This is a genomic window from Alistipes sp. AM16-43, from assembly GCF_003435745.1.
In the GTDB taxonomy this organism is placed as follows: Bacteria; Bacteroidota; Bacteroidia; order Bacteroidales; family Rikenellaceae; genus Alistipes; species Alistipes onderdonkii.
Window position 1 is genome coordinate 472,335 of the sequence record NZ_QTUQ01000001.1, and the last position, 20,015, is coordinate 492,349.

The window sequence follows — 20,015 nt, forward strand, 5'->3', positions numbered from 1 at the left end:
CGGATGTTTTATGTGTATTACAAATATAGCAAAAAATCTTATAGCAACTTGTTTGCCGCGATATAATCGCGGATATAGGCGGTCAGCTCCGGCGAGTCGACGATGCGGATGTCGTCCAGCAGCCCGACGGCGAAGCGTCCCACGCCGGCAAACCCGGCGACCTGCGTGTCGAGCAGCCATCTTCCCCGCCCCAGCGGCCGGACGTCGCGTTCGGCCAGCGGGTACTCCTCGCATAACAGGTTGTAGGCCAGCAGCCCCAGCTCCAGCCGCACCCGGTGGCGTGCGCCGCCGTGCATGCGGAAGACGTCGATGAACCCTTCGCGGTGCTCCGCCCCGTGTTCCCAGGCCTCTGCGGTAAGCTCCACCGACCCGATGCGCGAGGTTTTGAAGAGCTTGCATGCCCCGGCCTCCGGATCGTAGCACCACACCTGCACGTAGTTGGTCGTGAAGGCGAAGGGCTCCACGCGGCGGTCGCGGACTTCCCCGCCATGCGGCGACTGGTAGCTGTGCAGTATGGCCTGCCGTTGCCGGTCGATGGCCTCGATCAGCGTCCGGATATTCGGGGCGTTCTTGCCGCGCACGACCGTGTCGGCCAGCGTCTTGTTGTCGTAGACCGAGTAGAGCTTGCGTTTGAGGTTCTGTTTCAGCAGGTTCGTGTCGTCGATGTTCTCGATGGCGCTCTTGAGGATCACGGCCTCTTCTTCGGTGAAATGCACGAGCTGCGAGATGTCGCGGAAGTGCGGGGACTCCTTGTCGAGGCGGATGCAGTCGCCCGCCTTTTTGATGACGAAACCCGCCTCGCGGAAGGTGTCTATGTAGCGGTAGATGGTGCGGCGCGACATCTGGAGCCGTTCGGCCAGCTGGTCGACGTTGTAGGTGGTGTTTGCCGTGAGCAGCTTCATCAGCCGCAGCAGGCGTTCGAGTTTGGGTTGATCCATGCGGTGGTCGCTTGTTTTTTCCGGTTGCGCCCGTGGCGGGCTTCCGGAGTTTTCAGGATGTTTTGCGGGCGGCGGGTTTGCCCGCTTGCCCAGGCCGCAAATATATAAAAAAAAGCCGTGACAAAACCTGTCACGGCTCCCTGTTTGGATTTTACGGTATGTGTCCGCAATTGTTCCGGCCCGGGGCTGCTTTGTGCGATGCGCCTTCGTGGCGGGGGCACCCCCTCCCGGCGGAAGCCCCTCCCTGTAACCGGTTATTGCGCAAGCACTTTCTTTTCGATCTCCTCGACCTGCCGGCGGAACGCCTTGTCGGTTTCGATCAGGTTCGATACGGCCTTGCACGAGTGGAGCACCGTGGCGTGGTTGCGGCCTCCGATGGCGGCCCCGATGGTCGTGAGCGGTGCCTTGGTGTGCTGTTTGGCGAGGTACATGGCGATCTGCCGTGCCTGGGCGATCTCGCGCGTCCGCTCCGTGGAGTTGAAGCGAGCGAAATCGAGGTTCAGGTATTCGCACACCACTTCGATGATGTGGTCGAGCGTGATCTCCTTCTGGTAGAGCTGCACGTAGACCTTCAGGATCTCCTTGGCCAGCGACGTGGTGATCTTGCGCCCGAGGAACGAGGCGTTGGCCACCAGCGACGAGAGCGCCCCCTCGATCTCGCGCACGTTGGCCGAGATGTTGTCCGCCAGGTAGGCCACCACGTCGTCCGAAATCTGCGCCCCGAACTTCTGCGCCTTTACGCGGATGATCTTGAGCTTCGTGTCGTAGTCGGGCGTGTTGAGCTGTGCCGACAATCCCCACTTGAAGCGCGTCAGCAGGCGCTGTTCGATGTCTTTCAGCTCCACGGGCGGCTTGTCCGAGGTGAGAATCAGCTGTTTGCCCGCCAGCTGCAGGTGGTTGAAGATGTTGAAGAACGCATTCTGCGTGCCCGTCTTCCCGGTCAGTTCCTGGATGTCGTCGATGATCAGTACGTCGATCATCTGGTAGAAATGGATGAAATCGGGGATTTCGCCGTTCTTGTACGCGGTCTGGAACTGCGCCTGGAATTTGTTCATCGAGACATACAGCACCTGCAACTCGGGATGGCGCTGGCGTACCTCGTGGCCGATGGCCTGTACGATGTGCGTCTTGCCCAGTCCCGAGTCCCCATATATATATAGGGGGTTGAAGGGGTTGTTGCCCGGGTTTACGGCCACGGACATGCCCGCCGAACGTGCCAGGCGGTTGCATTCGCCCTCGATGAAGGTCGCGAACGTGAGCCCCGGATTCAGCTGCGGGTCGATGATTATCTTCTTGAGCCCCGGAATTACGAAGGGATTCTTTATATTTGCGGTGTTGGTCTGCGTGTTGAAACGCGAAATGGCCGTGGTGTCGGCATCGGCGGTAACGGGTACGGCCGGGGGTGTCGAACGCGGCACGGCATAGTGCAGCCGGGTCTGCTGTCCGTAGAGCTGCGAGATGATCGGACGCAGGAACGGGATGTAGTTCTTTTCGATCTGGTGTACGTAGCTCTCGTTGGGAACACGCAGGCGCAGGTTGGTGCCGTCGAACTCGAGCGGTACGATCGGCTGGAACCACTTCACGAACTCCTCTTCGGAGGTCTGTGCCTTGATCCGGTCAAGGCAGTTCTGCCACATATCGCTATATGTCTGCGTGTTGTTTAACATGATAAGGGTTGCACTGTTTTTGATGTGACAAAGTTGTGAATAATTTTGCAAAAAGATTTCCAAAAAGGTGTTGTATTTTCACTTTTTTTATATATAGAAAAACAACGGTTTCCGGACATTCAATTTTAACTCCCTGATAGTGAATAATAGAAATAAATTTCGTATATTTGCATATCAATTTTTTAGGCAGTCCTATAATCAAGTTATAAATAAAACCAATAAAACTTATGGCTAACGAACTGGAACAATTGGTGCTGAAAAAAGCGCAGGCATGGCTTGACGGCCACTATGACGAAGCTACCAAAAAGCAGGTTAAATACCTGATCGATAACGATATGAAAGAACTCACCGAGAGTTTCTACAAAGACCTCGAATTCGGTACGGGCGGCCTGCGCGGCATCATGGGAGTGGGCACCAACCGCATGAACGTCTACACGGTGGGGGCTGCTACACAGGGGCTTTCGAACTATCTCAAGAAGAACTTCGCGGGCGAGCAGATCCGGGTTGCGATCGGCCACGACAGCCGCAACAATTCGCGCATGTTCGCCGAGCATGTGGCCGACATTTTCGCCTCGAACGGATTCACCGTTTTCCTGTTCGATACGCTGCGCCCGACGCCCGAGCTGAGCTTCGCCATCCGCGAGCTGAAATGCCATTCGGGCGTGGTCGTGACCGCCTCGCACAACCCCAAGGAATACAACGGTTACAAGGCCTACTGGACGGACGGCGCGCAGGTTACCGAGCCGCACGACAAGAACATCATCGCCGAGGTGGAGAAGATCACCGACGTGGACATGATACTCACGGGTAAGAATCCCGAAAACATCACGATCCTCGACGAGAAATTCGACGAGATCTATTTAAATAAGGTGCACGAATTGTCGCTCTCGCCCGAAAGCGTGAAGAAGCACCGCGACATGAAGATCGTCTACTCCCCGATGCACGGCGCAGGCGTCCGCCTGGTGCCCGCGTCGCTGCGGAAATTCGGCTTCACGAACATCATCATGGTGAAGGAGCAGGCCGTCATCGACGGGAACTTCCCCACCGTCGAGTCGCCCAACCCCGAGGAGCGCAAGACCATGTCGATGGCTATCGACCTCGCGGCCAGGGAGGGGGCCGACCTCGTCCTGGCTACCGATCCCGATTCCGACCGTATCGGCGTCGCCCTGCGCAACAAGAAGGGCGAATACGTGCTGCTGAACGGCAACCAGACGTTGGTGCTGCTGATGAGCTACCAGCTGACCCGCTGGGCCGAGCGCGGCGAGCTGGACGGGAACCAGTACGTCGTGAAGACCATCGTCACCTCGCAGATGGCCAATGCCGTGGCCGACCATTTCAAGGTGAAATGCTACGACTGCCTCACGGGGTTCAAGTATATCGCCAAGATCATCCGCGAGAACGAAGGCAAGGCCAAGTATATCGGCGGCGGCGAAGAGTCGTTCGGCTACCTTGCCGGGGATTACGTGCGTGACAAGGATGCCGTATCGGCCTGCTCGCTGGCTGCCGAAGCCGCTGCGTGGGCCATGAATACGATGGGGCTGACGCTCTACGAGTGGCTGCAGGAGCTTTACGTGAAATACGGTTTCTACCGCGAAGGGCTTGTGTCGGTCGTCCGCAAGGGTAAGGAGGGAGCCGAACTGATTCAGAAGATGATGGTCGAATTCCGCGCGAACCCGCCCAAGACGATCCTGGGATCGCCCGTCGTGAAGATCAACGATTTCCTGACGCTCGAAACGACCGACGTGAAGAGCGGCGCCATGACCCCGATCGTGCAGGATCGCAGCAACGTGCTCCAGTGGTTCACCGAGGACGGCACGACCGTGTCGGTGCGTCCGTCGGGCACGGAGCCCAAGATCAAGTTCTACTTCGGCGTGAAGGCTCCCCTGGCGTCGGTTGCCGATTTCGATGAGGTGCAGGCCGAGCTCGACGCCAAGATCGAAGGCATCAAGAGAGACCTCAAGCTGGAGTAGCCGCGCTACCCTGCTGCATAAGGCCCCGGCAATTTTGCCGGGGCTTTTTCATGGCCGTTTCCAATTATTCCCAGGCCGTTATTTGCCCCGAAAATTTGTATTTCTAAATTTTTAGTTTTATTTTTACTAAAATTTTAGTAGCGTAAAGCGACCGTAGCATGAAAAATCTGTTTATCCGGCTGGTCGCCCTGTTGGGCGCCGCGATGGCCGTACATGGCGTGTCGGCGCAGGAGCCGCAGAAGCACGAGGCGGAGCTGCGCTTCGACCAGGCGCAGCGCGAGGAACTTGCCGATGAGCCCTTCCCCGCCGTCGCCGTAGATTCTGCCGTCGCAGGCCGCCCCTTTGCCTATAAACTCAACCGGAAACGCACTACGGAGGCCGCGGCTTACGACGCCGTGACCCTGTGGAACGTCCGCAAGGTCAAAATCCGGGATCGCCGCATGAAACTTACCGACTCCACCCGGCGCGAAAAGGTGCGGCTGCTGAAATTTTTTACCGAGCGCGACCGGAAAAAGGGCGCCCGCCCCCACCTGCTGGGCAATGTTGCGGGGTATACCTGGTCTAACCGTATCTATGACGAAACCGCGCGAACACGGCGCACGGTGCCCAAGCACATTGCGACCTATACCCTGCGCGACGAGTATGATTCGGTACGCCGAGCCGGCGGTGATGTGTCCATGTTCCAGGTGCCCGAGGAGCTGTGGCGACGGTTGTCTCCTAAAGCCGTCTATGTGCTCGACGGGGTACGTGTCCCGGGCAGCGTCTTCCAGTTTATCGACGGGCTGTTCCTGCGCACGCTCGAAGTCCATACCGACCGCGGGACAATGGCACGGTACGATACCGACCAGGGGGTTGTCCTCGGGGATGTATACCCCGACCGGATACCCCTGGTGGTCTTCGGCGGCCAGCCCTCGACGATCGAATCGTGGCTGAAAATCTGCCATACCGATGCTTTTTCGGTAGATGCCGCAGTGCCCATGCGTTATTTCTACATGCTGCCCGTCGAGGCCGTGCAAATCTACGGGCTGGCGGGTAAATACGGTGCGATCTGCGTCGAGTTGGCTGAATAGCCCCGGGGCTGCCCTTCGCCCGATACTCTGTCCGCATTGCATTGCGGGCAGTTTTTTTGTTTTCCGGCAAAATAATTAAAAAAATAGTTGTATAACTAAAATATTAGTTTTATCTTCGTTGCAGGTAAATCAACTAAAAGTATAGTTATGACAGGAATAGTAAAGAACCGGCCGCAGGAACTGACCCGTGCCGAACTGGAGATCATGCAGGTATTGTGGAACAGGGGCGCCGCCGTCGTACACGGCATCCTCGACGAGATGGACGAACCCAAACCCGCCTACAATACCGTTTCGACCATCGTCCGCATTCTCGAAAAAAAGGGCTTCGTCGCACACAAGGCCTATGGCAAGACCCACGAATACTACCCCGTCGTCTCGAAGGACGACTATGCGCGCCGCTATATGGACACCGTGCTGAATAATTTTTTCGGCGGTTCCGTCAGCCGGCTGGTTTCGTTCTTCTCCGAACACAAGGCCATTTCGCTGGAGGAGACCGACGCCATTCTGGACATGCTCAAAAACCGCAAGTGATGAAATCCCCTGCCCTGTACCTGCTCGAAGTGTTCTTTTGCAGCGGTATGCTGCTGGCATTCTACCGGCTGCTGCTCGTCCGCAAAGTCTCCTTCGCGGCCTGTCGCCGTTACCTCGTGGCGGCAATGCTGCTTTCGGCGGCGATCCCCGCGCTCGATATCCCCCTCTACCCCGCCCGTACGGAGGCCGATCCGCTGCCGCTGGTTGCCTCACAGGCCGTCCCGCCTGCCGAAGAACCTTTCGTCGCGGAGGCGGGTCAGCCGGCCGCCGTTGTGCGCACAACGGCCCCTGCCACCGACTGGGGACGCGTGGCACGCATCGCCGCGGCCGCATTGTACCTGCTGACCGCCGCGGTGTCGCTTGCGATCCTTGCCGTGCGCATCCTCGGGATCAGACGTCTGCGCCGCCGTTCGCGGATCACCGATTGCGGCGCATATGCCGTGGCGGAGAATCCTCGCGTCGGGACGCCCTTTTCGTTTCTGCGGACGGTATTTCTGGGCGAGGGTTACGAAGGCCGCCGCCGCGAGATCGTGGTCTGCCACGAGGCGAGCCATGTGCGCCACCGCCACTCCGCCGAACGCATCGCGCTCGAACTGGTGCGCAGCCTCTTCTGGTTCAATCCCTTTGTCTGGATCGCCGGGCGCTGGCTTTCGGAGGTGCAGGAGTGGGAGGCCGACCGCGACGTGCTCGATGCGGGGTACGGCCTCACGGAATACAGGACGATCATTTTCCGTCAACTCTTCGGTTATAATCCGGATATAGCCTGCGGGTTGAATCATTCACTCACAAAAAACCGATTTGCCATGATGACACAATTCACAAGGCGCCGGTTCGCATTCGTGCGCTTCGGTGCGGCCATCCCCGTGGTGGCCGGGATGATGATGCTTTGCAGCTTTACGACCAAAACCTCCGGATCTTCCGAGCCGGGCACTGCCTCCCGTATCCATATCTCCGCCGACAGGACGGTGACGTTCAACGGGCGTCCCGTATCCATCGACCGACTGGCGGGCTATGTCGCGGCCGAACGCGCCAAACTTTCCGAGTCCGACCGTGCGGACATGCAGGTGCTCCTGACGTCCGACGCATCCGGCAGCCCTGCTGCTGCCGTCGGCAAGACCGTGACCTTCGGTGCCGCGGGGCAACTGGAGGTGCTCCGCTCTGACAGGGCCTATCCGTCGGATGTCCGGACAATGATATTCGCCGGTAACGTACAAGCCCGCTTCCGGGATGGAACGCCCGACCCGGCCTTGAAGGAGGTGCTTACGGAAATACGCTGCGACAGCCTGGTCGTGAACCCTGCCGGCCGGAACTTCGAGTGCTTCGATGCCGGTTTCAGCAATGCGTCCATGCTTTCCTTCGGTAAATGGTATCGTTTCCTGGCCGGCGATTCCGGCCTCGGCTGGAGCCGCGAGATGGAAAATGTTGTGGAAACATCGCTGAATACCGCCCTGATACAGGTATTGCCCGACGGCAATATCCTGCTGAACGGAGGCCCCGTATCCGTTGCCGAGCTGGAGCCGAAACTCGTGGCTTGGCGCGGCGAGCGTTCGCCCGCCGATGTCGGTGCCTGGATTATAGCAGGGAAAGAGGCGAAAATGGGCGTTGTGACCGACATAAAACAAGCTTTGCGTGCTGCCAATATCCTGCGGGTCATGTATAACGGAACCGATGAGCGCATGGTTATGCGCATGCTGCCGCCCCGCTCCGCTTCTTCTCCGGGCGTAAATGTGGTTGCCGACGTGCTGGCGGTCGTGCCCGGCAGTGCCGCGGGGGAAGATAGCTCTACGGTACGGCCTGAGATCCGGGTCAAGGAGCGCAATGTTTTTCTGGTGCTGCTAAACGGGAACGGGAAGATGATGGTCGGGACGGCTGACGCATTGGAGCTCATCGACCCCCGTGAGCTCACGTCGCGCGTCGGGGCGTTTGTACGCAATGTGTCCGACAACTCCGGGCTGGCCGAGAAGGTGGTGACGGAATTCGACCTACCGGGCGGCGGGAAGATGGAATACCCCGTGAGCCAGGGGATCGTATCGTTGCAGACGGCGAGCGACACCCCGTTCGACAGTTATCTCGATGTTCAGAATCGCATTGCGCAGGCATTCGACGATATCCGTACCCACTTGGCGCAGCGGCAGTTCGGGAAGCCTTACGGGGAGCTTTCCGATGCCCAGCGCCAGGTGGTCATGCGGGCCGTTCCGCTGAAGATTTCCGAAGCCGAACCCCACGTTTCCCGATAGTCGAACACCCTGCCGCCGCCCGTTGGCAGTTGGCCGGTGTCCGGTATCCGGCACCCCGGATCGCCGCCTCAGACCGCCGGCAGACCGCTTTCCGTCCTCCGTTATTCCGGATCGCCACCCCAGACCGACGCCAGCCAACGCACGGCTGACAACGGCCGGTTTACCGATTTACCATAAGCGGACACCCCGTACGGAGCCCTTGGCCTTGCGCGGGGTGTTTTGTGCCGCGGTGCGGCCGTGGTTTCGGAATGACTCCTGGGACAGGCGGTTTTTCGGGGTCAGAGCTTCGGATTGTGCAGGTGCCGCTCTTTGTCGCGCGAGGTTTTCTTGGCGAAATTCGCCTCCACTGCCGCCGTGAGGTCTACACCCGTCTGGTTCGCAAGGCATACCAGTACCCATAACACATCGGCCATTTCATCGGCGAGGTTGCATTTCTCCCCCTCCTTGAACGACTGGTCGCCGTATTTGCGTGCCATGATGCGTGCCAGCTCCCCCACCTCTTCGGTGAGCACGGTCATGTTCGTCAACTCGCTGAAGTAGCGCACGCCGTACTGCCTGATCCATGCGTCTACCCGTTGCTGCAATTCACTCAGTTCCATCGTTGCTGATTTTTCCCGAAAGGTACGAAAAAATCCCGCTCCCTGCTATTTCCCGGCTTATTTTACCCGTATCAGGTTCAGCCCGTCGCGCAGGGGGATGATCACGTTTTCGACCCGCGGATCTTCGGAGACCATGCGGTTGAACTCCACCACGGCCTGCGTGTGGCGGTCGCTGCGGGCTATGGGCTGCACGACCTTGCCCGACCAGAGGATGTTGTCCGCGATCAGCACCGAGCCGCTGTGAACCAGGGGGGCGGTGCCGCCGTCCCCCATCAGCATCCGGTAGTAGTCCGGATACTCGCGTTTATCCCCGTCGATGAATACCAGGTCGAATTCCATGCCCAGCGCCGGGGCGATGTCGAGTGCCGAGCCGATGTGCAGCCGGATCTTCGCGCCGTGCGGGCTGCGGTCGAAAAAGGATTGCGCCAGCTCTTCCAGCTCGTCCTCCACCTCGATGGTGTGCAGTTCCCCGCCCTCTTCGAGCCCTGCGGCCATCGAGAGCGCCGAATACCCCGTGAAGGTGCCGATCTCGAGGATGCGCCGTGGCCGGAGCATCCGCACGAGCATCTCCAGCAGGCGCCCCTGTATATGGCCCGACAACATGCGGGGCTGTACGACCCGCAGGTTGGTCTCACGGTCGAGCTCGTGCAGCAACTCCTCTTCGGGCGAGGTGTGGTCGTGGATGTATTGTTCGAGCGCGTCCATTACTGCTTGCAGAACCCTTCCTTGTTGAACTTGTACGACGCTTCGATGGCCTCAGGGGTGTCGGCCGCGAGGGCGAGCAGGCATTCGCAGGTGAATTCCAGTTGTCCGGTGCCGTTGGCCGTTACGACGTTGCCGTCGCGCACGGCCTGCCGCTCCTCGTAGAGCGCTTCGCCCGTATAGTTTGCCCCGCCCCACTTTTGCAGCATTCCGAGGGTGTTGCCCGTGTGCCGGATACCGTTCAGGAAGCCGTGTGCGGCCAGGAACGACGCGGCATTGCAGATGGCGCCGACGACGATCCCGCGCGCAAGCGCTTCGCCGACGAGCGGCACGATCCGTTGCGCCGCCTCCGACTGCCACTGCATACCCCCGACGAGGATCAGCCCTGCGCACGCTTCGGGCAGCGCCGAGGCGTCGCAGTCGGCCGCGGCCCGCAACCCGCCGATCGACCGGACGGGACGGCCGTCGGGTGTCATGTATTTCACGCCGTAGGATGCCGGGCGTCCCGGCATCGTGCCCGCCCGCAGCGCCGGGGCGAGGAATGCCGCCTCCCAGTCTGCGAAATCGTCGAGCAGGACGAATACGATCTCCTTTTCCATATCCCTATTATTTATAGATGAGTCTCGACATGCCGGAGAAAACTTCTTCGGCGACCTCGGTGAGCTGCGCGGCGGTCAGTGCGCGCACCTTGGCGTAGACCTGTTCCATGGTATCCACGTCGTCGTGCGTCAGGAAACTTTTTCCGGCTCCCAGCATGTACCCTTCGTTGCTCTCGCTCGATATGGCCAGCTGTGCGATGAACTGTTTTTTCGCCATCGACAGCTGGCGTGCGGTGAGCGGCGTCGTGCGCAGCCTGTGCAGTTCTCCTTCGATCAGGTCGATGCACTGCGCCGTATTGCCGTTTTCGGAGCTGAAGTAGATCGCCACGATGCCCGAGTCGCTGTACGGCGTGTAGCTGGCTTCGATGTTGTACGACAGCCCGTTCTTCTCGCGTACCACGACGTTGAGCAGTGAGTTGGCGCACGGCCCGCCGAGGATGTTAATCAGCAGTGCCAGCGGCAGCCGCTTTTCCTCGCCGATGCCGTAGGCGCGGTTGCCGATGATGCAGTGCGTCTGGTGCGTGTGCTTCACGACTGTCTTTTCGAAGGCCGCGCAGGGTGCCGGGGCTACCCTGCCGAAGCCGCGTGCCGAAGCCGCCTGCTCGGCGAAATAACGTGCCGCGACGGCTTCGGCGGTTTTGGCCGAGAAGTTCCCGATCGACGAGAATACCATCTGGTCGGTGGTGTGCGTGCGGCCCGTGAAGGCGCGTATCGCCTCCCCGTCGTAGCGTGCGAGCGCATTCTTGCGCCCCAGGATGTTGTGCCCCAGCTCCGACCCTGCGAAGAGCATGTCCTCGAACGTATCGTAGATCAGGTCGGCAGGCGAATCCTTGTAGGTGTTTATCTCGTCCGCGATCACCTCCTTTTCGCGTTCCAGTTCCCGCTCGGGGAAGGTCGAGCGGAAGGCTACGTCGGCGATCAGTTCGGCCGCCCTGGGGAAGTCGCCGCGCAGCGTCGTGGCGTGTATGGTCGTGTCCTCCTTGGTGGTGAAGGCGTTGAGCTCGCCGCCGAGGTTTTCCAGCCGGCAGTTGACCTGCCAGGCACGGCGGCGCTGCGTGCCTTTGAAAAACGCATGTTCGGTCAGATGCGCCAGCCCGTACTGGTCGGGATGCTCGTCGCGGCTGCCGGCGTTGATGACCAGTGCACAGTGCGCCACGTTGCTTTTCACCTGGCGGTGGATGCCCCTGATGCCGTTGGGGAGTCGGTATGTGAAGAATTCCATTGTTGTTGCTTGTCGGGGAATTTCCGCCTTTACAGGGGCGGTGTTCGTTATAATTTCGTACGCAGGCGGAGGTATTTTCCCGTGTAACTCGCCGGGCATTGCTCCAGGTTGCGGGGCGTGCCCTCGAATACGACCCTGCCGCCGCCCGTGCCGGCTTCGGGCCCGAGGTCGACGACCCAGTCGGCGCATTTGATGACGTCCATGTTGTGCTCCACGATGACGATCGTGTGCCCCCGTTCGATCAGGGCGTTGAATGCCGCCAGCAGCTTGTTGATGTCGTGGAAATGCAGCCCCGTCGTCGGCTCGTCGAAGATGAACATCACGCCGCCCTGGGCGCTGTCCTTGGTCAGGAACGATGCCAGCTTCACGCGCTGGCTCTCGCCGCCCGAAAGGGTCGACGACGACTGCCCGAGCTTGATGTAACCCAGCCCCACGTCCTGCAACGGTTTGAGCCGTTCGACGATGCGTTTGCAGGTCGAGTCCTTTCTGTCCTCGCCGAAAAACGCGATGGCGTCGTCGACGGTCATCTCCAGCACGTCGTAGATCGACTTGCCGCGGTATTTCACTTCGAGTATCTCGTCGCGGAAACGCTTGCCGCCGCAGGCCTCGCACACCAGTTCGACGTCGGCCATGAACTGCATCGAGACCTTGATGACCCCCTCGCCCTGGCACTCTTCGCAGCGGCCTCCCGCGATGTTGAACGAGAAGGACGACGCCCCCAGTCCCGTATGCTGGGCGTAGGGCTGGTCGGCGAACAGCTTGCGGATCTCGTCATAGGCCTTGATATAGGTCACGGGGTTCGACCGCGATGACTTGCCGATCGGGTTCTGGTCGATCATCTCGACCGACCTGAGCAACTGCACGTCGCCGCCGATGCCGTCGAAGTCGCCGGGCTTGATGCCCGTGTCGAAGAGCAGGCGCCGCAGCGCCGGGTAAAGGATGCCCTTGGCCAGCGACGACTTGCCGCTGCCGCTCACGCCCGTGATGCAGGTCATGACGCCCAGCGGAATCCGCACGTCGATGTTGCGCAGGTTGTTCTCACGCGCCCCTTCGATGAGGATCGAGTTGCTCCAGCCGCGTTCGGTGGCGGGGGGCGCTATCGCGCGGCGCCCGGTCAGGTAGTCGGCCGTGAGGCTCTTCCTGCTTTTGAGCAGTTGGGGCAGCGTGCCGCTGAAGACCACCTCGCCGCCGTTGTAGCCCGCCTTGGGGCCGATGTCGACGATGTAGTCGGCGGCGCGGATCACCTCCTCCTCGTGCTCCACGACGATCACCGTGTTGCCCAGGTCGCGCAGTTGCTGCAAGACCTTGATCAGGCGGTTCGTGTCGCGCGGGTGCAGGCCGATCGAAGGCTCGTCGAGGATGTAGAGCGACCCCGTGAGGTTGCTGCCCAGCGACGTCGAGAGGTTGATGCGCTGGCTTTCGCCGCCCGATAGGGTCGACGAAAGGCGGTCGAGCGTCAGGTAGCCCAGCCCCACGTCGGCCAGGTATTGCAGGCGGTTGCGGATTTCCACGAGGATTCGCGCCGCGGTCTTCGTGTCGTGCCCGTCCAGTTCCAGCCCGGCGAAGAACGCGATCAGTTCGTCGACCGGCATCACCACCAGGTCGGCGACGGTCTTGCCGCCCACCTTCACGTAGAGCGCCTCCCTGCGCAGGCGGCAGCCGCCGCATTCGGGGCAGGTGGTCTTGCCCGTATAGCGGGCTTTCATTACGCGGAACTGAATCTTGCGGCGTTCCGAGTCGATGTAGGCGAAAAAGTCGTCCAGCCCGTGGAAATATTCGTTGCCGCGCCACAACAGGCGTTTCTGCTCCTGCGTCAGTTCATGGAACGGCGTATGGATCGGAAAATCGAACTTGTAGGCGTTCTCCACCAGCTGCTCCTTCCACTTGCGCATCGTCTCGCCGCGCCAGCAGGCCACGGCGTCCTCGTAGATGGTCTTGCTCTTGTCGGGGATCACCAGGTCTTCGTCGATGCCGATCACCTTGCCGTACCCCTCGCACCGGGGACATGCCCCCAGCGGGTTGTTGAAACTGAAAAGGTGTTCCGAGGGGTGCTCGAACTGGATGCCGTCGGCCTCGAAGCGCGACGAGAACTCCGTGGCGCCCTTGTCGGTGATGACCGTGCAGATCCCCTCGCCGTAGGAGAACGCCCGGGCTACGGAGTCCCGCATGCGGGTCTGCGTATCGTCGTCCGCGGCGATGCGTGCCCGGTCTATGACCACGAGGATCTCCTCCGCCCGGGTCTTTTCGTCGACCTGGGGCAGGATATCCTCGATGAGCCGCGTTTCGCCCTTCGTCCAGACGCGCATCAGGCCGTCGGAGAGCAGCAGCGTGAGTTTCTCGATGATCCCCTGCCCCCTGCCCAGCGTGAGCGGCGCCGCGATCACGACGCGGCCGCCCTCGCCCTGCTGCTGGATGTAGGCCGCCACGTCGTCCACGCTGTAACAGCGCACCTCCTGCCCCGACACGGGCGAAAAAGTGTGCCCGATGCGGGCGTAGAGCAGCTTCAGGTAGTCGTATATTTCGGTCGTGGTACCCACCGTCGAACGGGGATTGCGCGTGTTGACTTTCTGTTCGATGGCGATGGCCGGCGCGATGCCCGTGATGATGTCCACGTCGGGCTTGCTGATCTTCCCGAGGAATTGGCGCGCATAGGCCGAGAGGCTCTCGACATAGCGGCGCTGCCCTTCGGCGAAGATCGTGTCGAAGGCCAGCGTCGATTTTCCCGAGCCCGACAGGCCCGTGACGACGACCAGCTTTTCGTGCGGGATCTCCACCTCGATATTCTTGAGGTTGTGCACCCGCGCACCTTTGATATAGATGGATTTTTCGTGTGCCATTTATTGCTCTTCGGGGACGGATCCCCCGGCTTTTTTCAGTTTTTCAATCAGTTCCGCCGCACGGCTTTCGCGGATGGCGAAGACCATCGTGCACAGGTTGTCGAACTCCTGCGATACGATTTTCGGCTGCTGCTCCTTCACGACGCGCATGATGTTGTTCAGGACGATGTAGGGAAACTCCACGCGGACGGTGCGGTCGACGGTGCGCTCCACGATCCGGGCGGCCCCGATCGCCGCGGCCGCCGACTCCCGGTAGGCTGCGATCAGCCCCGGGACGCCCAGTTTCGTGCCGCCGAAATAGCGGACGACTACCACCAGGCAGTCCGTCAGCGAGTTCGCGAGCAACTGTCCGAGGATCGGCCGCCCGGCCGTCCCCGAAGGCTCCCCGTCGTCATTGGCGCGGAAATGCTCACCCCCGGGCCCGAGCCTCCACGCATAGCAATGGTGTGTGGCGTCGTAGTATCTCTTGCGCAGGGCGTCGAGTATTTCGCGTATCTGTCCCTCGTCCTGCACGGGATAGGCATAGGCGAGGAATTTGCTGCTCCGCTCCCTCGATGCCGCCTCGGCGGGTGCCGCGATCGTCAGATAGCTGTCCCCTGCTTCCACCCTTTAGCGTACTTTCTTGAAGAGGCGCTCCCAGCGGATATTCGACGGGAACGACTTGTTCGCGTCGAGCGACAGCCATACGAACGAAGCCTTGCCGACGATGTGGTCTTCGGGCACGAAGCCCCAGAAGCGCGAGTCGGCCGAGTTGTGGCGGTTGTCGCCCATCATCCAGTAGTAATCCATGCCGAACGTGTAACTGCCGGCCTCGGCGTCGTCGATGTAGATGCGCCCGTCGCGTTCTTCGAGCTCATGCCCTTCGTAGGTTTCGATGATGCGGCGGTACAGAGGCAGGTTTTCGGCCGTGAGCTGCACCGTGGCGCCCTTCTGCGGAATCCAGATCGGCCCGTAGTTGTCCTGGCTCCAGCGCGGCTCCGCCCACTGCGGGAAAACGTCCGTGTTGGGCGTGTAGATATAACGGCGCACGGAGAGCACGTTGCCGAGGGCCTTGACCTTTTCGGCCGCTTCGTCCGTGAGGAACATGTAGTACATCGAACCGTTGCCGGTATATTCCGTGATGCCGAGGTTGTCGAGGGCATATTGCGTCAGGGGCGACGTGACCTGTACGACATACTGGTACTGGATGCCGGGTAACGGCTCCTGCGGCGATCCGTTGACCCACACCTGCCCGTCGCGCACTTCGAGCGAATCGCCCGGGATGGCGACGCAGCGCTTGATGTAATTCTCGCGCTTGTCCACCGGGCGGCTGACGATGGTGTACTTCTCCGTGAGGCGCTTGCGTCCCTCCTCCTTGCCGAACGACTCTTCGTAGCCGCGCAGCACGTCGTAGTAGGTCACGGCCTGGTTCTCGAGCAGTACGGTGTCACCCGCCGGGAAATTGAAGACTACCACGTCGTTGCGTTTGATCCTGCGCAGCCCCTTGAGTCGGTGGTACGGCCACTTGACCGCCTCGGAGAACGATTTTTTCGTCTTCGAAAAGGGCATCGTGTGGTGTACGAACGGGAACGACAGCGGCGTGTTGGGCATCTGCGGACCGTAGGTCACCTTGCTCACGTAGAGGTAGTCGCCGATCAGCAGCGACTTTTCCATCGACGAGGTGGGGATGACGTACATCTGGAAGATGAAGATGTGCACCAGCGACGCCACCACCGTGGCGAAGATGATGGCGTTGACCCATTCGTAGACGGTCTTGTAGGTCTTGCTCCGCTGGCAGAGGCGCACGTTGTGGCACCACACGTAGCGGTAGAAGAACTTCGAAATGTAGAGGTCGAAGATCACCACCAGCCCCAGCAGCATCCATAGGTTGCCCGTCCATACGACGAACCACAGCGTGTAGAGCAGCGAGGCGAGCGTGAAGCCGACCCATTTGTTACGGAAGAATGCCTTGATCTTTCCCATGTCCTAATCTTATCTTATTTCAGCAGGTCGTCCATCGAGTAGACGCCCTGTTTGCCGCAAAGGAACTCGGCGGCTATTACGGCCCCCATTGCTAACGTGCGGCGGTTCTTAATCGTATGTTTCAGCTCGAGAATATCGTCCTCCGACTCGTAGGTCACGGTGTGTATGCCCGGTACCATGCCCTCGCGTACGGAGCCGATCACGACTTGTTCCGGCGTCGCTTCCGCGGGGCTTCCGATGCGGTTCGCGGCGTGTTCGATCCCCGGGGCGTAGTTCACCCACTCCGTCTTGGCGGGCAGGCCGGCGATGACGCCCTCGGCCAGCGTGATGGCCGTACCGCTCGGCGCATCCTTCTTCTGGGTGTGGTGTACCTCCCCGATGCGTACGCCGTAGCCGCCCACGCGGCCGATCATCTCCGCCAGTTGGCGGTTGAGGCGGAACATCAGGTTTACCCCCAGGCAGTAGTTCGAGGCGTAGAACAGCGCCCCGCCCTTCTCGCGGCACAGTTCCTGGAGCTCCGCCAGACGATCCGTCCAGCCCGTCGTGCCGCTCACCACGGGGATGGCGTTCTCGATGCAGGTGCGGATATTGCCGTAGGCGGTCGTGGGCATGGTGAATTCCAGCGCCACGTCCGCCTGTGCGAGGTTGGCGGCGTTCAGGTCGGACGCGTTGTCCGTGTCGATCACGAGCGCTACGCTGTGGCCGCGTTCGAGGAGTATCTTCTCGATCTCGCGCCCCATCTTGCCGTAACCTATGATAGCTGCTTTCATATTTTTCCGGATTATAAAGTCGTGCAAATCCCGTACGGGGGCTGCGGAGCCGGGCGCAGGTGCAGACTTTGCCTGCACGCTGCCGGGGCCGCCTGCCTAAGCGGGAATTTATTGTTCGCAAAGATAATACAAGCTGCGCCGACTGCCAAATTTATTTGGCGGTTGTGGCCGTGCGGTTTATTTTTCGGGGGAATCGGCGCCCGCACGGCATACCTCCGCCCTGCTTCTCCTCCGTCCTTCTCGTCGATTTTGGCACGAAAATGCGAAATACTTCTTTATTTGAGAAATAATTGTTAACTTTCTGCTGCTTTCAGCTTTTAATGTGAAATAGAAACAAGTCGAAATATTTTTATATTGTAAGGGATATGAAAAACGAATCAAAGAAAACACGCACCGAATGCGACCTGCTCGGTTGCGTAGAAGTGCCGGACAACGTATTGTACGGCGTGCAGACCATGCGCGGACTGGAGAATTTCGCCATCAGCAAATTTCGCCTGTGCGAATACCCGCGTTTCATCGAGGGGCTGGCCATCGTCAAACTGGGTGCCGCCATCGCCAACCACGCGATGGGGCTTCTCTCCGACGAACTTTTCGGAGCCATATCGCAGGCCTGCCGCGAAATCATGGCGGGCAGGTTCCACGAGTTTTTCCCCGTGGATATGATTCAGGGCGGCGCGGGCACCACGACCAACATGAACGCCAACGAGGTCATCGCCAACCGTGCGCTGGAGATCATGGGGCACGCGCGCGGCGAATATCAGTACTGCTCGCCCAACGACCACGTCAACTGTTCGCAGTCGACCAACGACACCTACCCTTCGGCCATCCACCTCGGGCTCTACGCCACGCACCTCGAACTGCGCCGGCACCTCGAAGCGCTGATCGCAGCCTTTGCCCGCAAGGGCGACGAGTTCGCCCGCGTGCTCAAGATGGGGCGCACGCAGTTGCAGGACGCCGTACCCATGACCCTCGGGCAGACGTTCCACGGTTTTGCGAGCGTCCTGCGGGGCGAGGTCGACAACCTCGACCACGCGGCGCAGGAATTCCTGTCGATCAACATGGGCGCCACGGCCATCGGCACGGGCATCTGCGCCGAGCCGGGCTATGCCGAGCGCTGTACGGCGGCTATCCGGGAGATCACCGGCTGGGACGTGACGCTGGCCGAAGACCTCGTCGGAGCGACGTCCGATACGGTCTGCATGGTCGGCTACTCCTCGGCGATGAAGCGCATCGCGTCGAAGATGAACAAGATCTGCAACGACCTGCGGCTGCTGTCGTCGGGGCCCCGCTGCGGACTGGGCGAGTTCAACCTCCCGGCACGCCAGCCCGGTTCGTCGATCATGCCCGGCAAGGTCAACCCCGTGATTCCCGAGGTGATGAACCAGATCGCCTTCAAGGTCATCGGCAACGAGTTGTGCGTGACGATGGCCGACGAGGCGGCGCAGATGGAGCTCAACGCCATGGAGCCGGTGATGGCGCAGTGCTGTTTCGAGTCGGCCGAACTGCTGATCAACGGCTTCGACACGCTGCGCATCCGCTGCGTTGACGGCATTACGGCCAACGAGGAGAAGTGCCTGCAATATGTCCGTAACAGCATCGGCGTGGTGACGGCGCTCAACCCGATCATCGGCTACAAGAACTCCACGAAGATCGCCAAGGAGGCGCTGGAAACCGGGCGCGGCGTCTACGAGCTGGTGCTCGAACACGGCATCCTGAACCGCGACGAACTGGACGAGGTGCTCCGCCCCGAGAATATGATTCATCCCGTAAAACTGGACATAAAACCGCGGCGCTAACCGATTTTTTTGTATTTTTGCGCAAACCACTCCGATCGCGATGCGCTATTTTCTGGAACTCAGGTACAACGGGGCCGCCTATTGCGGCTGGCAGCGGCAGCCCGACATGCCGTCGGTGCAGCAGACGCTCGAGCGGGCGCTCGCTACCCTGTTGCGCGAGAAAATCGAGGTGACGGGGGCGGGGCGTACCGATACGGGTGTCAACGCCTCCTATTATGTGGCGCATTTCGATTGTGCGGCCCCCGTGCCCGATCCGGCGCAGACGGTCTACAAACTGAATTTCCTGCTGCCGGGGGACATTGCCGTGGGAAGCATGACGCCCGTGGACGACGGTGCGCACGCCCGTTTCGCGGCGCGCGAGCGCGAATACCGCTACTACATCGAGCCGCGCAAGAACCCTTTTACGCGGGGCACGACGTGGCAGTATTACGTGCCGCTGGATGTCGGGCGGATGAACGAGGCGGCGGCATCGCTGCTGCGCTACGACGATTTTACGTCGTTCGCCAAGCTCAATTCGAACAACAAGACCAACATCTGCCGCGTCATGCACGCGGCATGGACGGTCGACGGGCAGGGCGTGCTCTGCTTTACGATCCGTGCCGACCGTTTCCTGCGCAACATGGTGAGGTCGCTGGTCGGGACGCTGGTCGACGTGGGGCGCGGGCGTTATAGCCCGCAGCAGTTCCGCGAGATCGTTGAAAGCCGCGACTTGTCGCGCTCGAGCGGCGGCGCCCCTGCGCAGGGGCTTTTCCTGAGCGACGTGGTCTATCCGGCGGACGTGTTTGAACGTAAGGTATTTTACTGATTTTAATAAATAAATATTATCGACTATGATTGGGACTGTTATTTGGCTTATCGGTGTCTTCTGCGCAATATGGTGCGTGATGGACATCTTCAAGAAAAACATTTCGACCGCGGGCAAGGTGATCGCTTCGATCGTGGTGCTGCTCACCAGCTGGCTGGGTTTTGCGGTGTATTACTTCTACGCCAAAGACCACTTGCAGGAGTGGTTCAGGTAAAAAACTGAAAGGATTCGAAATGAGGGAGGTTCCGCCAGGAAACCTCCCTCGTTTTTTTGATATTGGGAATTAAATAGCTATATTTGGAAGCCAATT

At 60.3% G+C, this 20,015-nt stretch carries 17 protein-coding genes; 7 read left to right on the top strand and 10 right to left on the bottom strand.

Annotated features, from left to right (window positions below):
* Window positions 1-38: 38 nt before the first annotated feature.
* Window positions 39-938 (bottom strand): helix-turn-helix transcriptional regulator, encoded by a 900-nt coding sequence (locus DW189_RS01965; RefSeq protein ID WP_022333109.1) that lies wholly within the window; start codon window positions 936-938, stop codon window positions 39-41.
* Between the two features lie 254 nt (window positions 939-1,192).
* Window positions 1,193-2,605: a chromosomal replication initiator protein DnaA gene (gene dnaA / locus DW189_RS01970; RefSeq protein WP_055203390.1), complete on the bottom strand. Its 1,413-nt coding sequence runs from the start codon at window positions 2,603-2,605 to the stop codon at window positions 1,193-1,195.
* Window positions 2,606-2,832: 227 nt separating this feature from the next.
* Here dnaA and DW189_RS01975 point away from each other — a divergent pair, with 227 nt between their 5' ends.
* The 4 genes from DW189_RS01975 (at window position 2,833) to DW189_RS01990 (ending at window position 8,413) form a co-directional block, all read left to right on the top strand.
* Window positions 2,833-4,575 carry a phospho-sugar mutase gene (locus tag DW189_RS01975; RefSeq protein WP_117506685.1) on the top strand — a complete coding sequence of 581 codons (1,743 nt, stop codon included), beginning with the start codon at window positions 2,833-2,835 and terminating at the stop codon, window positions 4,573-4,575.
* Window positions 4,576-4,733: 158 nt separating this feature from the next.
* Window positions 4,734-5,645, top strand: coding sequence for a hypothetical protein (locus tag DW189_RS01980; protein WP_174760558.1), 912 nt, complete (start codon window positions 4,734-4,736; stop codon window positions 5,643-5,645).
* A 147-nt stretch (window positions 5,646-5,792) separates the two neighbouring features.
* Window positions 5,793-6,176, top strand: a complete 384-nt coding sequence (locus DW189_RS01985) for a BlaI/MecI/CopY family transcriptional regulator (RefSeq protein ID WP_018697198.1) — start codon at window positions 5,793-5,795, stop codon at window positions 6,174-6,176.
* Window positions 6,176-8,413, top strand: coding sequence for a M56 family metallopeptidase (locus tag DW189_RS01990; protein WP_117506686.1), 2,238 nt, complete (start codon window positions 6,176-6,178; stop codon window positions 8,411-8,413). Before DW189_RS01985 ends, DW189_RS01990 begins: the two co-directional genes overlap by 1 nt.
* 278 nt (window positions 8,414-8,691) lie before the next feature.
* On the opposite strand, the gene DW189_RS01995 is transcribed toward DW189_RS01990, so the two are convergent.
* From DW189_RS01995 to dapB, 8 genes are read right to left on the bottom strand one after another with little or no spacing between them, the layout of a single operon-like run.
* The gene (locus DW189_RS01995; RefSeq protein ID WP_022333104.1) at window positions 8,692-9,012 is read right to left on the bottom strand and encodes a nucleotide pyrophosphohydrolase; all 321 of its coding nucleotides are present in this window, start codon (window positions 9,010-9,012) and stop codon (window positions 8,692-8,694) included.
* Between the two features lie 57 nt (window positions 9,013-9,069).
* On the bottom strand, window positions 9,070-9,717 hold the full coding sequence (locus DW189_RS02000) for an O-methyltransferase (RefSeq protein ID WP_117506687.1): 648 nt from the start codon (window positions 9,715-9,717) through the stop codon (window positions 9,070-9,072).
* Window positions 9,717-10,313, bottom strand: a complete 597-nt coding sequence (locus tag DW189_RS02005; RefSeq protein ID WP_117506688.1) for a type 1 glutamine amidotransferase family protein — start codon at window positions 10,311-10,313, stop codon at window positions 9,717-9,719. The genes DW189_RS02000 and DW189_RS02005 overlap by 1 nt, the downstream gene beginning before the upstream one ends.
* A 7-nt stretch (window positions 10,314-10,320) precedes the next feature.
* Window positions 10,321-11,535 (bottom strand): M16 family metallopeptidase, encoded by a 1,215-nt coding sequence (locus DW189_RS02010; RefSeq protein ID WP_117506689.1) that lies wholly within the window; start codon window positions 11,533-11,535, stop codon window positions 10,321-10,323.
* 47 nt (window positions 11,536-11,582) lie between these two features.
* On the bottom strand, window positions 11,583-14,372 hold the full coding sequence (gene uvrA / locus DW189_RS02015; protein ID WP_117506690.1) for an excinuclease ABC subunit UvrA: 2,790 nt from the start codon (window positions 14,370-14,372) through the stop codon (window positions 11,583-11,585).
* Window positions 14,373-14,978 (bottom strand): IMPACT family protein, encoded by a 606-nt coding sequence (locus tag DW189_RS02020; RefSeq protein ID WP_055210448.1) that lies wholly within the window; start codon window positions 14,976-14,978, stop codon window positions 14,373-14,375.
* Window positions 14,979-14,981: 3 nt separating this feature from the next.
* A complete protein-coding gene (lepB, locus tag DW189_RS02025) occupies window positions 14,982-16,334 on the bottom strand; it encodes a signal peptidase I (protein WP_117506691.1) in 1,353 nt (450 codons plus the stop codon).
* A gap of 14 nt (window positions 16,335-16,348) precedes the next feature.
* Complete coding sequence (gene dapB, locus DW189_RS02030) at window positions 16,349-17,104, bottom strand: 4-hydroxy-tetrahydrodipicolinate reductase (protein ID WP_117506692.1); 756 nt, start codon at window positions 17,102-17,104, stop codon at window positions 16,349-16,351.
* A 365-nt stretch (window positions 17,105-17,469) separates the two neighbouring features.
* On the opposite strand from dapB, the gene DW189_RS02035 reads away from it, so the two are divergent.
* From DW189_RS02035 to DW189_RS02045, 3 genes are read left to right on the top strand one after another with little or no spacing between them, the layout of a single operon-like run.
* A complete protein-coding gene (locus DW189_RS02035) occupies window positions 17,470-18,900 on the top strand; it encodes an aspartate ammonia-lyase (protein WP_117506693.1) in 1,431 nt (476 codons plus the stop codon).
* Window positions 18,901-18,940: 40 nt separating this feature from the next.
* The gene (gene truA / locus DW189_RS02040) at window positions 18,941-19,705 is read left to right on the top strand and encodes a tRNA pseudouridine(38-40) synthase TruA (RefSeq protein WP_117506694.1); all 765 of its coding nucleotides are present in this window, start codon (window positions 18,941-18,943) and stop codon (window positions 19,703-19,705) included.
* 25 nt (window positions 19,706-19,730) lie between these two features.
* Complete coding sequence (locus DW189_RS02045; RefSeq protein WP_117506695.1) at window positions 19,731-19,919, top strand: hypothetical protein; 189 nt, start codon at window positions 19,731-19,733, stop codon at window positions 19,917-19,919.
* Window positions 19,920-20,015: the final 96 nt, after the last annotated feature.